Origin of the sequence: Sphingomonas sp. S-NIH.Pt15_0812, from assembly GCF_003951315.1 — a bacterium.
GTDB lineage: Bacteria > Pseudomonadota > Alphaproteobacteria > Sphingomonadales > Sphingomonadaceae > Sphingomonas.
The window spans coordinates 28,566-45,422 of record NZ_QLJH01000020.1 but is presented as its reverse complement, the minus strand read 5'-3'; the positions used below and the strand labels follow the sequence as shown (position 1 = coordinate 45,422).

16 protein-coding genes are annotated in these 16,857 nt (G+C 67.8%); 7 read left to right on the top strand and 9 right to left on the bottom strand.

The window, feature by feature from the left end; translation table 11 throughout:
- Window positions 1-78: 78 nt before the first annotated feature.
- Window positions 79-1,110 (top strand): zinc-binding alcohol dehydrogenase family protein, encoded by a 1,032-nt coding sequence (locus BRX43_RS13585; RefSeq protein WP_125995638.1) that lies wholly within the window; start codon window positions 79-81, stop codon window positions 1,108-1,110.
- A gap of 40 nt (window positions 1,111-1,150) precedes the next feature.
- Here the strand turns inward: BRX43_RS13585 and BRX43_RS13580 are convergent, their stop codons facing one another.
- Window positions 1,151-1,756 (bottom strand): DJ-1/PfpI family protein, encoded by a 606-nt coding sequence (locus tag BRX43_RS13580; protein WP_125995637.1) that lies wholly within the window; start codon window positions 1,754-1,756, stop codon window positions 1,151-1,153.
- Window positions 1,756-2,598 carry a PhzF family phenazine biosynthesis protein gene (locus tag BRX43_RS13575; protein WP_125995636.1) on the bottom strand — a complete coding sequence of 281 codons (843 nt, stop codon included), beginning with the start codon at window positions 2,596-2,598 and terminating at the stop codon, window positions 1,756-1,758. The genes BRX43_RS13580 and BRX43_RS13575 overlap by 1 nt, the downstream gene beginning before the upstream one ends.
- 106 nt (window positions 2,599-2,704) lie before the next feature.
- Here BRX43_RS13575 and BRX43_RS13570 point away from each other — a divergent pair, with 106 nt between their 5' ends.
- On the top strand, window positions 2,705-4,117 hold the full coding sequence (locus BRX43_RS13570; RefSeq protein ID WP_125995635.1) for a PLP-dependent aminotransferase family protein: 1,413 nt from the start codon (window positions 2,705-2,707) through the stop codon (window positions 4,115-4,117).
- Here the strand turns inward: BRX43_RS13570 and BRX43_RS13565 are convergent.
- Window positions 4,097-5,014, bottom strand: coding sequence for a LysR family transcriptional regulator (locus BRX43_RS13565; RefSeq protein ID WP_125995634.1), 918 nt, complete (start codon window positions 5,012-5,014; stop codon window positions 4,097-4,099). The genes BRX43_RS13570 and BRX43_RS13565 overlap by 21 nt on opposite strands.
- Window positions 5,015-5,106: 92 nt before the next feature.
- Between BRX43_RS13565 and BRX43_RS13560 the strand changes: the two genes are divergently transcribed.
- Window positions 5,107-6,141: an aldo/keto reductase gene (locus BRX43_RS13560; RefSeq protein WP_125995633.1), complete on the top strand. Its 1,035-nt coding sequence runs from the start codon at window positions 5,107-5,109 to the stop codon at window positions 6,139-6,141.
- 13 nt (window positions 6,142-6,154) lie between these two features.
- Window positions 6,155-7,318 (top strand): MFS transporter, encoded by a 1,164-nt coding sequence (locus tag BRX43_RS13555; protein WP_125995632.1) that lies wholly within the window; start codon window positions 6,155-6,157, stop codon window positions 7,316-7,318.
- 23 nt (window positions 7,319-7,341) lie between these two features.
- Here the strand turns inward: BRX43_RS13555 and BRX43_RS13550 are convergent, their stop codons facing one another.
- The 3 genes from BRX43_RS13550 to BRX43_RS13540 are packed head-to-tail and all read right to left on the bottom strand — an operon-like array spanning window position 7,342 to window position 9,729.
- The gene (locus BRX43_RS13550) at window positions 7,342-7,878 is read right to left on the bottom strand and encodes a GNAT family N-acetyltransferase (RefSeq protein WP_125995631.1); all 537 of its coding nucleotides are present in this window, start codon (window positions 7,876-7,878) and stop codon (window positions 7,342-7,344) included.
- Complete coding sequence (locus tag BRX43_RS13545; RefSeq protein ID WP_125995630.1) at window positions 7,875-8,792, bottom strand: GNAT family N-acetyltransferase; 918 nt, start codon at window positions 8,790-8,792, stop codon at window positions 7,875-7,877. Before BRX43_RS13545 ends, BRX43_RS13550 begins: the two co-directional genes overlap by 4 nt.
- A 40-nt stretch (window positions 8,793-8,832) precedes the next feature.
- Window positions 8,833-9,729 carry an AraC family transcriptional regulator gene (locus tag BRX43_RS13540; RefSeq protein WP_125995629.1) on the bottom strand — a complete coding sequence of 299 codons (897 nt, stop codon included), beginning with the start codon at window positions 9,727-9,729 and terminating at the stop codon, window positions 8,833-8,835.
- Window positions 9,730-9,878: 149 nt separating this feature from the next.
- On the opposite strand from BRX43_RS13540, the gene BRX43_RS13535 reads away from it, so the two are divergent.
- Window positions 9,879-10,895, top strand: coding sequence for an aldo/keto reductase (locus BRX43_RS13535; protein WP_125995628.1), 1,017 nt, complete (start codon window positions 9,879-9,881; stop codon window positions 10,893-10,895).
- A 216-nt stretch (window positions 10,896-11,111) separates the two neighbouring features.
- Here the strand turns inward: BRX43_RS13535 and BRX43_RS13530 are convergent, their stop codons facing one another.
- The gene (locus BRX43_RS13530) at window positions 11,112-12,116 is read right to left on the bottom strand and encodes a quinone oxidoreductase (protein ID WP_206433213.1); all 1,005 of its coding nucleotides are present in this window, start codon (window positions 12,114-12,116) and stop codon (window positions 11,112-11,114) included.
- Between the two features lie 93 nt (window positions 12,117-12,209).
- Between BRX43_RS13530 and BRX43_RS13525 the strand changes: the two genes are divergently transcribed.
- Both BRX43_RS13525 and BRX43_RS13520 read left to right on the top strand, forming a co-directional pair.
- Window positions 12,210-13,103 carry a LysR family transcriptional regulator gene (locus BRX43_RS13525; RefSeq protein ID WP_125995627.1) on the top strand — a complete coding sequence of 298 codons (894 nt, stop codon included), beginning with the start codon at window positions 12,210-12,212 and terminating at the stop codon, window positions 13,101-13,103.
- A gap of 86 nt (window positions 13,104-13,189) precedes the next feature.
- The gene (locus BRX43_RS13520) at window positions 13,190-14,362 is read left to right on the top strand and encodes a crosslink repair DNA glycosylase YcaQ family protein (RefSeq protein ID WP_125995626.1); all 1,173 of its coding nucleotides are present in this window, start codon (window positions 13,190-13,192) and stop codon (window positions 14,360-14,362) included.
- Window positions 14,363-14,375: 13 nt separating this feature from the next.
- Here BRX43_RS13520 and BRX43_RS13515 read toward each other — a convergent pair whose 3' ends face one another.
- Both BRX43_RS13515 and BRX43_RS13510 read right to left on the bottom strand, forming a co-directional pair.
- Window positions 14,376-15,428, bottom strand: coding sequence for a serine hydrolase (locus BRX43_RS13515; RefSeq protein WP_164523610.1), 1,053 nt, complete (start codon window positions 15,426-15,428; stop codon window positions 14,376-14,378).
- Entirely contained in the window at window positions 15,425-16,426 is a 1,002-nt protein-coding gene (locus tag BRX43_RS13510; protein ID WP_125995625.1) for an alpha/beta hydrolase, read from the bottom strand. Before BRX43_RS13510 ends, BRX43_RS13515 begins: the two co-directional genes overlap by 4 nt.
- Window positions 16,427-16,857 lie beyond the last annotated feature (431 nt).

Sequence of the window (16,857 nt, the reverse complement as noted above, 5' to 3'; positions counted from 1 at the left end):
ACTATGGGCGTTTTTTTGCCTACGACATAAGCTGACGCCGTCCCTATCTCGCGTGCGTCAGCAGAAGGAGCAAGACCCATGCGCGCCATAGCCTATCATCAACCCGGCCCAATCGACCGAGCCGATGCCCTGGTCGACGTAGAACTGCCACGACCCGTTCCGACCGGGCGCGACATTCTGGTCGCAGTTCGGGCCATCTCGGTAAACCCGGTCGATGCGAAGGTTCGCGCCGGCGCCGCGCCGTTCGACGGGCGCGACGAACGCGTCCTCGGTTGGGATGCGGCGGGCGTGGTCGAAGCGGTCGGCCCGGAGGCCAGCCGCTTCAAGGTGGGTGACGAGGTCTTCTATGCGGGCGATCTGATGCGCGACGGCAGCAATGCGGAATATCAGCTGGTCGACGAGCGGATCGTGGGTCATCGCCCCCGCAGCATCGGCTTCGCGGAGGCGGCGGCGTTGCCGCTGACGGCGATTACGGCTTGGGAAACCCTGTTTGACCGGTTGAAGGTCGACGACCAGCCGGCCGGCGGCGCCCGCGCCGTCCTGATCATCGGCGGCGCGGGCGGCGTCGGTTCCGCGGCGATCCAGATCGCGAGAGCCCGCACCGACCTGACCGTGATCGCCACCGCCTCGCGCGCCGAGACGCAAGGCTGGGTGCGCGACCTCGGTGCACATCATGTCATCGATCATTCCCGGCCAGTGGCACCGCAGATCGCCGCGCTGGAGATCGGCGCGCCCGCCTTCGTCTTCTCGACCACCCACACCGACCGCCATCTGGCCGATATCGCCGAGCTGATCGCGCCGCCGGGGCGCTTCGCGCTGATCGACCATCCCACCAGCCTCGACGTCGTCGCCTTCAAGCGCAAGGCGGTGTCAGTCGATTGGGAATTCATGTTCACCCGGTCGCTCTTCGACACACCGGACGTCGGCGAGCAGGGTCGACTGTTGGACGCGGTGGCCGAACTGGTGGACGAAGGGCGCATTCGCACCACGGCGACCGACACGCTCTCGCCGATCAATGCCGCCAACCTGATCGAGGCGCACGGCCGCATCGAGAGCGCCACCACGCGCGGCAAGATCGTCCTGGAAAGCTGGGACGGCCAGGAGGCTTGAAGCCCAAGGCGGTCCCCGGAGAGATGAGCGCGCGGGCGGGTCAGGCGAACGCCAACTCGCCCTCGACAACCGCCATGGCATGGTCGACGAAGCGCGCATTCTCGCCGACCGGCGCAACGTAACGAAGTGCCTCGCGCGCCAGTTCGGGCTCACCTCCGCGCGCGATCAGCCATGCGGCGAGATAGGGCGCGGCAAGACAACCGCCCGCGGTCGCGACATTGCCATGAGCGGCGAACGGTGCGTCGATGACCGTGACACCGGCCTCCACCACCCATGGCTTGGTGGTGAGGTCGGTGCAGGCTGGCAAATCGCCGATCAGGCCGAGCCTGGCCAACAACAGCGTCCCTGAACACTGCGCAGCGATCAACTGCCGCGCCGGATCGAGACGAAGCCGGGCGAGCATCGCCGGATCAGCGGCAATCTCACGCGTGCGGACACCGCTCCCGATCAGTACCGCATCGGCTTCCTCGACGAATTCGAGTGGCCGCTGACGGTGGACCGTGACGCCGTTCAACGACGTCACCGTCTCGGTCGGCGCCGTGATGTGCGCGGCCCAGCCATGCGGGCGCAGCCGGTTGATGATCGCGGCGGCCACGAATGAATCCAGTTCGTTGAAGCCGTCGAAGGTCAGGACCGCGACCTGCATCACCCTTGCGTCCGCCCGGAGAACAAAGTCCGCGTCGCTCCGGCGACCCACACCTGGCCAGCCTCGTCCTGCGTGACATGGATACGCCCGCTCCGCCCGAGGCGCGTGCCCTGTGCGGCGACATAGCGGCCGCTGGCCCTACCGCTGGTGAACAGCCACTGGCCGACGGAGGCGTTGAGGCTGCCGGTAACGGGGTCTTCGATCAGCCCGCCATGCGCGTCGGTGAAGAGCGCGCGCAGTTCGAACGCGACCTCGCTGCCGGGCGCATGCGGCCCGACGATGCCGATGTCGATATGCTCAGGGTGGTACCGCGCCGGTTCGACCGCCAGCACTGCCTCGGCCGACTCCAACATGACCGCGATCCAGCCGGGGCCATTGTCCGCCCAGGCCGCATCGACGATGGCCGAGCGGTCGATCCGCAGCAACTCGGCGACCTGAGCAATCTCGGCCTCGGTCGGCGTGCCGCCGCGCAGCAGCGGTGGAGCGGCAAAAGCAAGCTCATCGCCATCGCGCCGAATCGTGACCAGCCCCACGCCGCATTCCTGCACGATCACGCTGTCCTGCTTCGGCTGCCCGCCCGCTTCGAGCCAAGCGTGGGCGCTCCCCAAGGTCGGGTGCCCGGCGAACGGCAGTTCGTGCGCCATGGTGAAGATGCGCACGCGATAGTCGGCAGACGGATCGACCGGCGGCAGCAGGAAGGTCGTCTCGGAGAAGTTCAACCAGCTTGCGATCGCCTGCATCTCGGCCGTCGTCAGACCCTCCGCATCGGCGATGACGGCCAGCGGATTGCCGGTCAGCGGATCGGTGCCGAATACGTCGACTAGGCGGAAGAGGCGGGTCACGGGCATCTCCTGTTGATGATGACCCGTCGTATCGCACGACAACTGGCGCTGACAGATACACATCGGTACGATCGCGCCGAACTGTATTGGTGAGAACAGCAGTACGATGGCGAGCGCCCCCGACGAAACCCGCACCGGCATGGTGGTCCGCGCGATCCGTGACCGGATCGATGCCCGCGCGCTGACGCCGGGCGCACGGCTGCCGTCGATCCGCGCCATGGCTGAGACGAGCGGCGTCGCGCGCTCGACGGTGGTCGAGGCCTATGATCGCCTCGCCGCCGAGGGCGTCATTCGCTCGCGACCGGGATCGGGCTTTTATGTCGTCGCGCCCTTGGCTCCGCTGGCGTTGGATCGGCTGGCCAATACGAAGGAACGTGAGGTCGACCCGCTCTGGATGCTGCGCCAGTCGCTGGGGGAGCGCCGCCACGAACTGATGCCGGGATGCGGCTGGTTGCCCGACGACTGGCTGGCGGGCGATGCGCTTCGCAAGGCGATGCGCGGGGTGGCGCGATCGGACGATGACGGCACGCTGGCGGGCTACGCGTCACCCCTGGGCTCGCCGCCGCTCCGGGCGTTGCTCGCGCGGCGAATGGCGGATCAGGGGATCGAGGCCGGACCCGACCAAATCCTGCTGACCGACAGCGGCACCCATGCGCTCGATCTGGTGTGCCGTTTCCTGCTCCAGCCCGGCGATACGGTGCTGGTCGACGATCCCTGCTACTTCAACTTCCTGGCGCTGCTCCGGGCACACCGGGCAATGGTGGTGGGTGTGCCGATGACGCCGACCGGGCCAGACGTCACTGCCTTTGCAGAGGCTGCCGCCACGCATCGCCCGCGTTTCTACCTGACGAACTCGAGCGTCCATAACCCGACCGGCGCGTCCCTCGCCGCCGCCACCGCGCACCGTTTGCTCAAGATCGCCGAGGCGCACGACATGGTCGTCGTCGAGGACGATATCTTCGCCGACTTCGAACATACGCCGTCGCCGCGTCTGGTGGCGTTCGACGGCCTAGATCGGACGATCCGGATCGGCAGCTTTTCCAAGTCGTTGTCCGCCGCGGTGCGTTGTGGCCATATCGCGGCGCGACCCGACTGGATCGAAGGGCTGGCCGACTTGCGCATCGCGACGTCGATGGCGGGCAGTCCGCTCACCGCCAACCTGCTGCACGCGGTGCTGACCGATGGCAGCTATCGGCGCCACGTTGACGGTGTCCGGACCCGGCTGGCCCGGGCTGCGGCCAGGGTGGCGAAATGTCTGCGGGCCACCGGTATCGAACCATGGGTCGATCCGGCGGCGGGCATCTTCCTGTGGGCGCGATTGCCGGACGGCGTCGATGCCGTTGAGCTTGCCCGGCGGGCGATCACGGAAGGTATCGTGCTGGCGCCGGGGCCGGTGTTCAGTACCAGTGGCGGCTGGCGCGATCACATGCGCTTCAACGTCGCCATGAGCGATGACGACCGGCTGTACGCGTTTCTGAAAAAGGCCGTTTCGCGCCCGCTACTCGAACCGGCTGGCTAAGCGCTCGACCAGAAAGTCGACGAACACCCGCACCCGTGCAGGCGTAGTGGCCCCCCCGACGAAGATCGCGTGGATCAGTTCGACGTCGCCTGGATTATAATCCTCCAGCAATGGCATGAGCCGCCCGTCAGCGATCTCGGCCGCGACGCTGAAGCGGCCGACGCGGGTGACGCCAACGCCGGCAGCGGCGAGATGACCCAGCGTCTCGCCATTGTTGGCGACGATGCCGCCCTCGACACTCAGCGCGAAATCCTTGCCGTCGCGGCGGAACGGCCAGATCGGTTCGGCGCGGCGAAAGCTGAAGTTCAGGCATTTGTGGGCGTGCAGATCCTCCGGGACCCTGGGCGTGCCCGCCCGCGCCAGATAATCGGGCGACGCCACGATCACTCGCCGCGCCTCGGATAGCTTCCGGGCCGTGAGTCCGCTGTCGGCAAGCGGGCCGAAGCGGATCGCGACATCGGCCTGACCCGCCGCAACATCGACCAGCGTGTCGGTCAGGGCGATATCGATCATGATATGCGGATAAGCGTGCGCGAACTCGCCGAGCAGAGGCACGACGCACAACCGGCCATGCGCCAGCGCCGCGCTGATCCGCAGCCGTCCGCGCGGTGCGCCCTGGTCGGCGATCTGCTGCTCGGCATCGTCGAGATCGGCGAGAATGCGCCGCGCTGCGAGCAGATAGGCCTGCCCCTCGGCGGTCAGCGTCAACGCGCGGGTGGAACGCAGCAGCAGCCGGACGCCCAGCCGCGCCTCGATCCGGTCGATCGCCCGCGCCACCGCCGACGGCGTCAGCCCGAGCGTGCGGCTGGCCGCCGAGAAGCTGCCTTCCTCCACCACGCTCGCAAACAGGGCGAGTGACCGGGCGCGATCATCATTGCCTATCACCTTTGCATCCAAGGCATAGATCCTTTGCACCGGCGGGCGGTTTCGCCACCGTGCTTCACCGTCCATCTATGCGCCTGACGAATGACATTCGCAAAGGAGGTGTCATGGAATATCGCCAATTGGGATCGTCCGGCCTGCGCGTTCCGGCGCTGTCGTTCGGCGCCGGCACGTTCGGAGGCAAGGGGCCGCTGTTCAGCGCCTGGGGTACAAGCGACGCCGCAGAGGCGCGGCGGCTGGTCGACATCTGCCTCGACGCGGGCGTGACGCTGTTCGACACCGCCGACGTCTATTCGGACGGCGCGTCGGAACAGGTGCTCGGCGAAGCGATCAAGGGGCGGCGCGATGCCGTCCTCATTTCGACCAAGACCGGCCTGCCGATGGGTGACGGCCCGCAGGACTGGGGCGCGTCGCGGACGCGGCTGATCGGCGCGGTCGAGGCGGCGCTGCGGCGGCTCGGCACCGACCGGATCGACCTGCTCCAGCTTCACGCCTTCGACGCGGCAACGCCGACCGAGGAGGTGATGGGCACGCTTGACCGGCTGATCGCCGACGGCAAGGTCCGCTATGCGGGCGTCTCCAACTATCCCGGCTGGCAGATCATGAAGGCGCAAGCGCTCGCTGATCGCCATGGCTGGCCGCGCCTCGTTGCGCATCAGGTCTATTACTCGCTGATCGGCCGAGCGTATGAATGGGACCTCATGCCGCTGGCGGCGGATCAGGGCGTCGGTGCCTTGGTCTGGAGCCCGCTCGGCTGGGGGCGGCTGACCGGCAGGATCGGGCGGGGACGGCCGATCCCGGCGGGGAGCCGCCTCCACGATACCGTGCAGTTCGCGCCACCGGTCGAGGACGAGCATCTCTACCGCGTCGTCGACGCGCTGGAGGCGGTGGCGGTGGAGACGGGCAAGACCGTGCCCCAGGTCGCGATCAACTGGCTGCTGCGACGTCCGACCGTATCGTCGGTCATCATCGGCGCGCGCGACGAGGCGCAGTTGCGCGACAATCTCGGCGCGGTCGGCTGGGCGCTGACGCCCGAGCAGGTTGCCGCGCTCGATGCGGCGAGCGACGTGCTGCCGCCCTATCCACACACCCCGTACCGGCAACAGGAGGGCTTCGCCCGCCTCGCGCCGCCGATGGTTTGAGGGAGCTACGATCATGAAGTTCAACCTCGGATTGCTCGCATTGGCGGTCGGTGCCTTCGGCATCGGCGTGACCGAGTTCGCGCCGATGGGCATGTTGCCGGTGATCGCGGCGGACCTGCAGGTGTCGATCCCCGCCGCCGGGCTGCTGGTCAGCGCCTATGCGATGGGCGTGCTGATCGGGGCGCCGTTGATGACGCTCACCACCGGGCGGATCGACCGGCGGACGCTGCTGATCGCACTGATGGGCATCTTTACGCTCGGCAATGCGCTGTCGGCGATGGCGGGCGGCTATTGGATGCTGATGGCGGCGCGGGTCGTCACTTCGTTCAATCACGGCGCGTTCTTCGGCGTCGGCGCGGTGGTCGCCGCGAGCCTCGTGCCGCCGGACAAGCGCGCGGGCGCGGTGGCGGCGATGTTCACCGGGCTGACCGTCGCCACCATCGGCGGCGTGCCGGCGGCGACCTGGGTCAGCGAGGCGATCGGCTGGCGCACCGCTTTTGCCGGGATCGCGGGCGTCGGCGCAATCGCGATGCTGTCTCTGCGGCTCGCGCTGCCGCCGCTGCCGGCTGTGGAGGGCGGCGACATGCGCGCCGAACTGCGGGTGCTGACGCGCGGGCCGGTCGTGATGGCGCTGGCCCTGACCACGATCGGCTTTGGCGGCGTGTTCACCGTGTTCACTTATATCGTGCCGATCCTGCGCGACGTGACGCATGGTTCGACCGGCTATGTCACCGCGATGCTGATGCTGTTCGGCGTCGGCGCGACGATCGGCAACGGCGTCGGCGGGCGGCTGGCCGACCGTTCGGTCGACCGGGCACTCATGACCATGCTGGCGATCATGGCGCTGACGCTGCTCGCCTTCACGGTTCTCATGCAATGGCCGGTGACCGCCGCCATCACCATCCTGATCTGGGGCATCTCAAGCTTCGCGATCGTACCGCCCTTGCAGATGCGGGTGATGGATGCGGCCTCGGACGCGCCGAACCTCGCCTCCGCGATGAATATCGGTGCCTTCAACCTTGGCAATGCGATCGGCGCGGCGCTGGGCGGCGGCGTGATCGGGGCCGGGCTGGGCTTGCCCACCGTGTCGCTGGCGGGCGCGGTGATGGCGGCGGTGGCGCTGGCGATGCTGCTGGCGTTCCGGCGTCGGCCGAACGCCAAGGCCTGCCCGACCTGACGGGCGGCGGCATCAGCCCTGGATCACAGCCGCTTCCGCATCCGGGTCAGCGGCACGACGACTCCATCGACATGGGTATCGGCGCGCTCAACTGGCTCGTAACCGTAGGCCGCGTAGAGCGGCACGCCGCCGGCCGTGCCCATCAGTTCGACGGCGGCGAACCCTTCCGCCCGTACCGCTTGCTCACAGCGGTCGAGGATCATCCGGCCGATCCCGCGCCGGACATGGTCCGGGTGGGTGTACATAGCGCGGATACGGGCGGCGTCCTTCGCGGGATCGAGCAGCGCCGGGTCCCGCAGGTCGGTGCTATGGTCGCCGCCGTAGAGCGTCGCCCGCCGGCTCCATCCGCCGCAGCCGACCGGCACGCCATGGTCCTCGACGACGAAGTACGTGCCGTCGCGCACCAATTGCGTGTCGAGCCCCATCACGGAGCGGCTGGCCATGATCTGCGCCGGGGTCAGCACCGCCGCCTGACCGCGATCGATCGACAATGTCATCAGGTCGCGCAGCGTCCCAAGGTCGGCTTCGGTCGCGAGGCGGATCGTCAGGCTGCCGGTCATGCCGGCAGCTCCAGCCGCCAGGTCTCACCTTGGAGCGGAACGCCGAACCGCTCATGCATCGCCGTCTCGACACATACGAAACCTTGTGCCGCATAGATACGGCGCGCGGGCTCCAGCACGGTGTGGGTCCAGAGCGTCAACGCGCGATAGCCCGTCTCCCGTGCGAAGGTGACGCAAGCCCCGACCAGCGCATCGCCGATACCCCGGCGGCGGGCGAAGGGCTCGACATGCAGCAGCCGCAGCCGGGCGATGCCATCCCCTTCGTCGGTCACGAACACCGCGCCCGCCATGACCCCGTCGATCTCGGCGACCCAGCATTGCTCGCGCACCGGATCGAAGTCGCGCAGGAACGCCGCGGTCACCTCGCTTTCGATCACCTCCAACTCGCGACCCCAGCCATGGCTTTCGGCATAGAGGAGCGACTGGCGCGCGGCGATCAGCGCGGGCTCGCCGATGCGGAAAGGCCGGATCACGAACGGTCCACCCGATGCGGGATCCAGCAGCAGCCGCGCGCGCGTCAGGGCTTCGACCAGATCGCGCCGCGCTTGTCCGTCCACGGTGCCGAGCAGATCGCCGACGGCATGGCTCTGGCGGTGGTCGAGCGTGCCGAAGGCCTCACGTCCCGCCTCGGTCAGCCGCAGGTCACGCGCACGGGCGTCGTCGTCGCGGCGCACGCGCACGATCCAGCCGCGCTTCTCGAAACGCGCGACCAGGCGGCTGAGATAGCCCGCGTCCATGCCCAGTGCGTCCTGCAACACGCTGGCGGTAACCGGCTCGTGCGTGGCGATCTCGAACAGCAACCGTGCTTCGGGCAGGCTCGCCTCGGTGCCGAGGAACCGCGCGTCGAGCGCGCCGATCGTCTGGGTGTAGAAGCGGTTGAACCGGCGGATGGCGGTGACGTCTGCATCTTCCATGTCCGCCATGCTGGATCAACTTACTTGACGGAGTCAAGTATCAGGGCAGTGCAGGCTCCGGCACCAGTTGCGCGCGCATCGCTGCCGCATCCCGCCCCGGCGGTGCCCCGAACAGCCGGCGATAGTCGCGGCTGAACTGCGACAGGCTTTCATAGCCGATGGCAAAGCCGACCCGTGCCACCTCCTCCGCGGCGATCAGGCGGCGGCGCGCCTCCTGCAATCGCACCTGCTTCTGGAACTGCACCGGCGTCATCGTCGTCACCGCCTTGAAGTGGCGGTGGAAGCCGGGGACGCTCATGCCCGCCAGCGCGGCGAGGTCGGCCACGCGCAGCGTCTCGGCATAATGGTCGCGGATGAACGCCGTCGCGCGGCCGATCCGCGCGGCATGGGTGTCGACCAGACCCATTTGGCGCAGCGCCGGTCCCAGCGCGCCGCCGAGCAGCCTCCAGACGATCTCGCGCCGGATCAGCGGGGCGAGCACCGCCTGGTCGGCCGGATGGTCGAGCAGTTCGAGCAGACGCCTGAGAGGATCACGCAGCGCCGGATCGTGGTCGCTCGTCGCCAGCGCGTTGAAGGCGGCGGCCGGGCCCGGCACGCCCGCCTGCTCCGCCACCAATTCGGCCACGGTCACCGGTTCGATCGCCAGCGACAGCGCCAGATAGGGCTCCGCCGCGCTCGCTCGAATGATGCGCGACGTGACCGGCAGGTCGACCGAGGCGAGCAGGCATTGGCCCTCGGCATAATGATAGGGTGTCGGCCCCAGCATCGACATCTTCGCACCCTGCGCGACGAGGCAGAAGGACGGCCGATAGACCGTGCGGATGATGCCGGTCGGCTCCTCCGCGCGGGTGATGAGCAAGCCCGGGATCGGCGTTTCGCGACCATGGACGAACCAATGGCGCTCGATCAGTTGGGCAAGGTCTGACAGCGTCGTCATGGCAGAGATCATAGCTTCGCCGCGCGCCAAAAGCACCGTCTACGCATTACTTTGATAGGATCGGGCAGGACATTGATCGGATCGGCGTCGCGGTGCCGAACGTTCGCGGCGTATCTCCGGCTCATCCATTCCAACAGGAGTATCATCCCATGCGTATGCGCCAACTCGGCCATAGCGGCCTGTTCGTGTCCGAACTCTGCCTCGGCACCATGACCTTCGGCGGCAGCGAGGGCATCTGGGGCCAGATCGGCCAGCTTCGCCAGGACGAGGCGGACGCGCTGGTCCGGACCGCGCTCGATGCCGGCATCAACTTCATCGACACCGCCAATGTCTATGCCGGCGGTGAGAGCGAGCGCATCCTCGGCCAGTCGCTCAAGAACCTGGGCGTCGCCCGCGACGATGTCGTCATCGCGACCAAGGTGCTGGGTCCGATGGGCGATGGTCCCAATGCACGCGGCGCGTCGCGCGGCCACATCCTCAGCCAGTGCAAGCAGAGCCTCCAGCGGCTCGGCCTCGACCATATCGACCTCTATCAGATCCACGGCTTCGATCCCGCGACGCCGATCGAGGAGACGCTGGAGGCGCTTGATACGCTCGTCCGTCATGGTCACGTCCGTTATCTCGGCTTGTCCAACTGGGCGGCGTGGCAGGTCATGAAGGCGGTCGGCATCGCCGAGGCGCGGCGGCTCGCGCCGATCCTGTCGCTCCAAGCCTATTACACGCTGGTCGGCCGCGACCTGGAGCGCGAGATCGTGCCGATGCTGCGGTCGGAGAAGATCGGGCTGATGGTGTGGAGCCCGCTCGCGGGCGGCTATCTGTCGGGCAAGTACGATGGCGAGGGTCAGGCGGCGGATCGCCGGCGCGCGAGTTTCGACTTCCCGCCGGTCGATCGGACGCGCGGCTCGGTGGTGATCCCCGAGATGCGCCGCATCGCCGAGACGAAGCGCTGCACCGTCGCGCAGGTCGCGCTTGCCTGGCTGCTCCACCAGCCGGTGGTGACGAGCGTGATCGTCGGGGCCAAGCGGGTCGATCAGCTCACCGACAATATCGCCGCGACCCAGGTGTCGCTCGACGCGGACGATCTCGCCGCGCTCGATGCGGTGACCAAGCTGCCGGCCGAATATCCCGGCTGGATGCTGGAGCGCCAGGGCGGCTATCGCGCCTGACGGTCGCAGGTTCGGCGGGATGGGTTTGCGACCGTCCCACCGCGCCGACCTTCCCTCTCAGGGGCAGCGATCGCTTGAGCGGAATACGGCCTGTCCGGGCAGTATAAGCAGAGACTGGAAAACCAAATGCTTATGCCTGGCGCGCCGCGATCTCATAATCGTAGGGTATGCCGTGCATCATAGCTGAGCATGGCAGGCCCCCACCAGCGATCATCGTTACCGTGGACCGTCGGGGATCAGGACAATCTTGCCCGCGAAGCTGCGATCTTCCAGCAGGCGATGAGCGGCGGCTCCCTCGCTCAGCGGGACGGCGGTGATGGCGGGCGCGGTAATCGTGCCGGCCCGCAAGGCCGCGAACAGCCGGTCGGCGCGGCTTTGTCGGCTTTCCGCGCGGTTCAGATAGGTCCAAAGATCGCCGCCGACGACGCCCTTGGACTGCTCCATCAGCGACAGCGGATCGATCACAGGCGGCGTACCACCCGCCTTGCCGAAGATCACCACACGGCCACCGGGACGCAAGGCGGCGAGGCTGTCGTGGAGCGTGGTGCCGATCGAGTCATAGACCACATCGACGCCGTCTCCGGTCGCCCGCCGCACCTTCGCCACCCAATCGTCATAGCCATAAACCGCGCTTGCACCATTCGACCGCGCCTGTTGGCGCTTGGCCGGGGTCGAGGCCAGTGCGTGGACCTCGGCGCCCAACGCCACGGCCATCTGGACCGCCAGCCGCCCGACACCACCGGACGCGGCCTGCACCAGCACCCGGTCGTCAGCAGCCAGCCTGCCGCTATCCTCAACCAGATATTGCGCCGTCACGCCTTGCAGCAACAGCGCGGCGGCCGTGCGGTCGTCGATATCGTCCGGCAGCGCGACCAGACGGTCGGCGGGCGCGCAGACCCGTTCGGCATGGGCGCGCGGCACGTCGAGAAACCCGACCCGCTGACCGACCCGCCAGCGCTCGACGCCGGTCCCGACCGCGACGATGCGTCCCGCCCCCTCATAGCCGCCGATCCATGGCGCCTCGCCGTCCAGCACATAGACCCCCTGGCGGCGATATATGTCGGCGAAGTTCAGGCCGACCGCGCTGGTCTCGACCAAGACCGAACCGGCGTACAGCGCCTGATCCGGAAGAGCGCCATAGCGCAGGACCTCAGGTCCCCCGAACCGGTCGAAGAACAACGCCTTCACCGCCCTATCCTCGACACGCCCATCGCCGATCATCCTTGTCCCGGTTGTCAATGACTGGGGGATGCCTGCTGGACCGTAGCCGAAACAGCCGCATAGGATGTGACATCTTCAAACCAGGGGTTTGCAATGGATCGATTGACCAGCATGGCGATCTTCGTATCGGTCGTCGATCTCGGCAGCTTCACCGCCGCGGCCAAGGCGCACGACATCTCGGCGACGATGGTGGCCAAGCACGTCAATGCATTGGAAGCGCGGCTCGACGCCCGTCTGTTGCACCGGACGACCCGGCGGTTGTCGCCGACCGAGGCCGGTCGACGCTTCGCCGAATCCTGTCGTCGCGTGCTGGCGGATGTCGCGATCGCCGAAGCGGTGGGTGCCGAGGTGGCGCAGACGCCGGTCGGTCGGCTTCGCATCGCCGCACCGGTCGCCTTCGGCACCGAACGGGTCGCGCCCTTGCTGGCCGCCTATCTCGACCGCTTTCCGGACATGCAGGCGGAACTGGTGCTGGGCGACCGCAAGATCGACCTGATCGAGGAAGGCTTCGACCTGGCCTTTCGGATCGGCGCGCTGGAGGATGACTGGTTGGTCGCCCATCCGCTCGCTCCCTATCGGCTGATGCTCGCTGCCGCGCCGGCCTATTTGGAGCGCTACGGTCATCCGGTGACGCCCGACGACTTGCGCGAACATCGGCTGATCGGCTTCGCGCAATTCGGTGCGGACGATCGATGGACGCTGGTCGGTCCGGGTGGTGCGCATGTCGTACCGCTGCCCCCGCCGCGCCTGCGCATCAACCACGCGGCCGCCCTACGGCAAGCGGCGGTCGCGGGCTATGGCATCATCCTGCAATCCCAGATGACGCTGGACAGTGATCTGGCGTCGGGGCGTCTGATCCCGGTCATGGCGGATCACGCGCCCGAACCTCGTCCGCTGACGCTTGTCCGCCTGCCCGATCGTCGCATGACGGCAGGCCTGCGCGCCTTTGTCGAGATGGCGGTTTCGGCGTTTAGCGACGAAGGATGAAGCAAAGCGATAACGCTTGAAGCCGGTCCATCCATCACCGGAGCGCCAGATTGACGCGCCGCTTTCCAAGGTCGAATTCGTCGGACATGAGCATCTCCAACCGCGAAGCGCGTCGGATCGTCCTGGCGGCGCAGGGCTTGGGTCGTCCGCGTCCCGTCAACCCGTCCGCTCGTCACCTGCGCAGCACCGCCGAGCGGCTCAACCTCTTCCAGATCGATAGCGTCAACGTGCTGACGCGAGCGCACTATCTGCCCGCGTACTCGCGGCTCGGTGGCTATGACCGAGCTTTGCTGGAGGGCGATGCGTGGGGGCCGAAACGGCAGCGGCGCATGTTCGAATATTGGGCGCACGAGGCGTCGTTGCTGCCGCTCGACCTCCACCCCCTGCTCCGCTGGCGCATGGCGCGGGCTGAGCGGGGCGAGATCGGCTACCAGGCGCTGCGGCGGTTCGCGACCGAGCGTCGGGACGAGGCTGACGCCGTGCTCGAACGGATCACCGCCGAAGGCCCGCTAACAGCCGCCGACTTCGAGAACGGGTCCAGCCGCAGCGGTTGGTGGGAATGGAGCCACGTCAAGCACGCGCTCGAATGGCTGTTCTGGTCCGGGCAGATCACCACCGCGACCCGGCGGGGCAGCTTCGCGCGCCTGTACGACCTGACCGAGCGGGTTATCCCGCCAGCGGTACTGGCGCTCCCGACGCCACCGGTTGAGGCGGCGCAACGCGCCTTGATCGAACGGAGCTCTCGTGCGCTGGGCGTCGCGACCGCCAGCGACCTGCGCGACTATTTCCGGTTGAAACCCGCCGAAGCCGATCACGCCATCGCCGATCTGGCGGAGGATGGCGTGCTCGTGCCGGTGCGGGTCGAAGGCTGGAGCCAGAAGGCATGGATGCATCGCGACGCGACCGTGCCGCGCCGGGTGCGCGGCGCTGCCTTGCTCGCGCCGTTCGATCCGTTGATCTGGGAGCGGTCCCGCACCGAACGCCTGTTCGGCTTCCACTATCGCATCGAAATCTATGTCCCGCAGGACCGGCGCACGCACGGCTATTACGTGCTGCCCTTCCTGATGGACGAGGCGCTGGTCGGCAGGGTCGATCTGAAAGCGGATCGGCAGGCCGGGCTGCTGCTCGCGCACCGCGTCACGCTGGAACCGCGAGCGCCCGCCGATACGCTGCCCCGGCTTCAGGTTGAGTTGGACCGGATGGCGGCATGGCTCGGCTTGGACGCCGTCCGCATCGGCGCGGTCGTGCATCGCGGTTGAGCGTCTTCGCCCGTCACGTTGCTCCACCCCGCTCGGCGGCGGGCACGATGCCGTCGTCGAGCAGCGCATGGAGCGCGGCGATATGGCCATTGTCCCGCGCGCCGCTGGGATCGGAGGTCATGACGACCGTCAGCTTCAGGTCTGGCACGATGAACAGCATCTGCCCGCCATAGCCCCAGGCGAAGCGCAGCGGATGGCCACGACTGGTGCCGACGAACCAGCCATAGCCATATTGCCCGCCGCTCCACGGCGATACGGTGCGAGGAGTCCAGCTTTCCGCGATCCAGCGGGCGGGAACGATCCGCCGTCCGTCGATCACGCCGCCCAGGCGATAGAGTTCGCCGAACCGCGCCAGACTGCGCGGCGACATCATCATATCGTTGCCGCCGAAATAGATGCTCTGCGGATCGCGCGACCATGGCGGGATGGTGATGCCGAGCGGCTCCGCCAGCCACTCGCGCATCAGGACGTAGGTGTCGCGTCCCGACGCGCGGGTCAGCATCGCCGACAGCAGATGCGTGTTGCCGGTCGAGTAGAGCATCGCGCCGCCCGGCTCATCGACGAACGGGCGCGCGAGGGCGAAGCGGACCCAGTTGCGGCTGGACATCCAGCGCCCGTAATTCTCACCCGACGTCCGCTCCAGTCCCGCGCGCATCGTCAGCAGGTCCTCGACGGTCAGCCGGGCAAGGCGCGGGTCGGGATCGAGCGGCGCATCGCTGCCAAGCACCGACAGCACGGGCTGGTCGATGCCGGTCAGCACGCCTTTCGCGATCGCGATGCCGACCAATGCGGACAGGACCGACTTGGACGCGGACTTGATGTTGACCGGCCGGTCGAGCGGCGGCCCTCTGTTGAAGCGCTGCTCGGCCAGCACCTGCCCGTCGCGGAGGACCAGCAGCGAGCGGAGCCGGGGAAGACGGCTGGCTTGGGCAACGGTGTTGGCCAGGATGGCGCTGTCCAAACCGCGCGTCTCGACCGGGCCGGACACGGCCGCTTGCCGTGGTGCGGGGGCAGCATCGCAACCGCTGGCGAGGAGAAGCGCCAGCGCGCAGGCATATCGCTTCACGGCGTCATCGCAGAGCGAAGCGATTGCAGGAACTCGGCGGGCGCCTCGACCTGTGGCGAATGGCCGAGATCGTCCAGGCGGATCAGGCGCGCGCCGGGGATGCGCTTCACCGCCTCCTCGGCGGCCTGCGGCACGGTGCCGACGCGCGCACGCTGGCCCTCGGGCGCACTGTTCGCCCGAAAGGCCGTCAAGTCGCGCTGGCCGATGATGAGCGTGGTCGGAACCGCCAAGCGCGGCAGCTCGGCCGCGACCGGCTGGGTCTGGATCATATCGGACAGACGGGCCTGTGCATCGCGCACCGTGTCACCATCGGGGCTGGCATATTGCCCGGCCAGCATGGCGACCCACCGGTCGTAGTCTGGCCGCCAGACCCCATGATAATAGTTGCGGAGCTGATAGGCCTTAATCGACGACGCGTCGGTCTTGGCTTCCTCGGCACGCAGCTTGCCGAGGTCGGTATAGGGCACGCCTTCGCTCAGCGTGTCGTTGAGGCCGAGCGGGTTGACCAGCACCAGCTTCGCGACCCGCTCAGGGTACAGAAGCGCGAAGCGGGTGGCGAGAATGCCGCCGGTCGAATGGCCGACCAGCACGACCTTGCCGGCCCCGGCCCGGTCGAGCAGCGCCGCCGTCAGCGCGGCCATGGCGTGGAAGCTGTACTGATAGCCACTCGGCTTCGAAGATTTGCAAAAGCCGATCTGGTCCGGCGCGATGACGCGGTAGCCTGCGGCCGCCAGCCCGCGCGCGGTATCGCCCCAGGTCGCGGCGCAGAAGTTCTTGCCGTGGAGCAGGACAACCGTCGTGCCGTTGGGCGTGGCGGTCGCGGGCCAGTCGAGAAAGGCCATGCGAACCGGATGGCCCTGCGAACTCGCCTCGAACCAGTGCACGGGGGCAGGATAGTCGAACCGCTCCAGATCGGCACCGAGCGGCGCGGTTTGCGCCGAGGCAACGGTTGAAAGCAGGGCCGAACAGGCGGCGGCAGCGAGAAAGGGACGAAGCATCAAAGGGTAACACCGGTCGCGATGCCAATATCCCTGCAAGCGCTTCTTCTATCGAGGCGGGGACGTCGCGATCGGAGCTCACGCGATAGCGCGTAGCTTCGTTGCAACGCCCGTTCATGGCCTGGAGATCAACAATCCGCGTAACCGCTCGGCGTCTCGACAGCACAGGACGGTTAGACCCGGTTACCGTGGTGCGCCACCAGTAGCGACTGCCGCGCAGCGCCACGTTCGAAAAGCCCATTCCGCCACCCCAAGGGGTACAGCCGTCCCTGAGCGCCGTCGTTAAGAGGCGAAATCAAAGACTTAGCTGCGGATGGTCGGGGAGACAGGATTCCTGACCTATTATACCCGCGCGCTAAGTCATTGAATTTGCGTCGCCGTGCAGCCCGTCTGTCGGCGAGTTGCACAGTTAGGGGTACAACAGGGTGTAC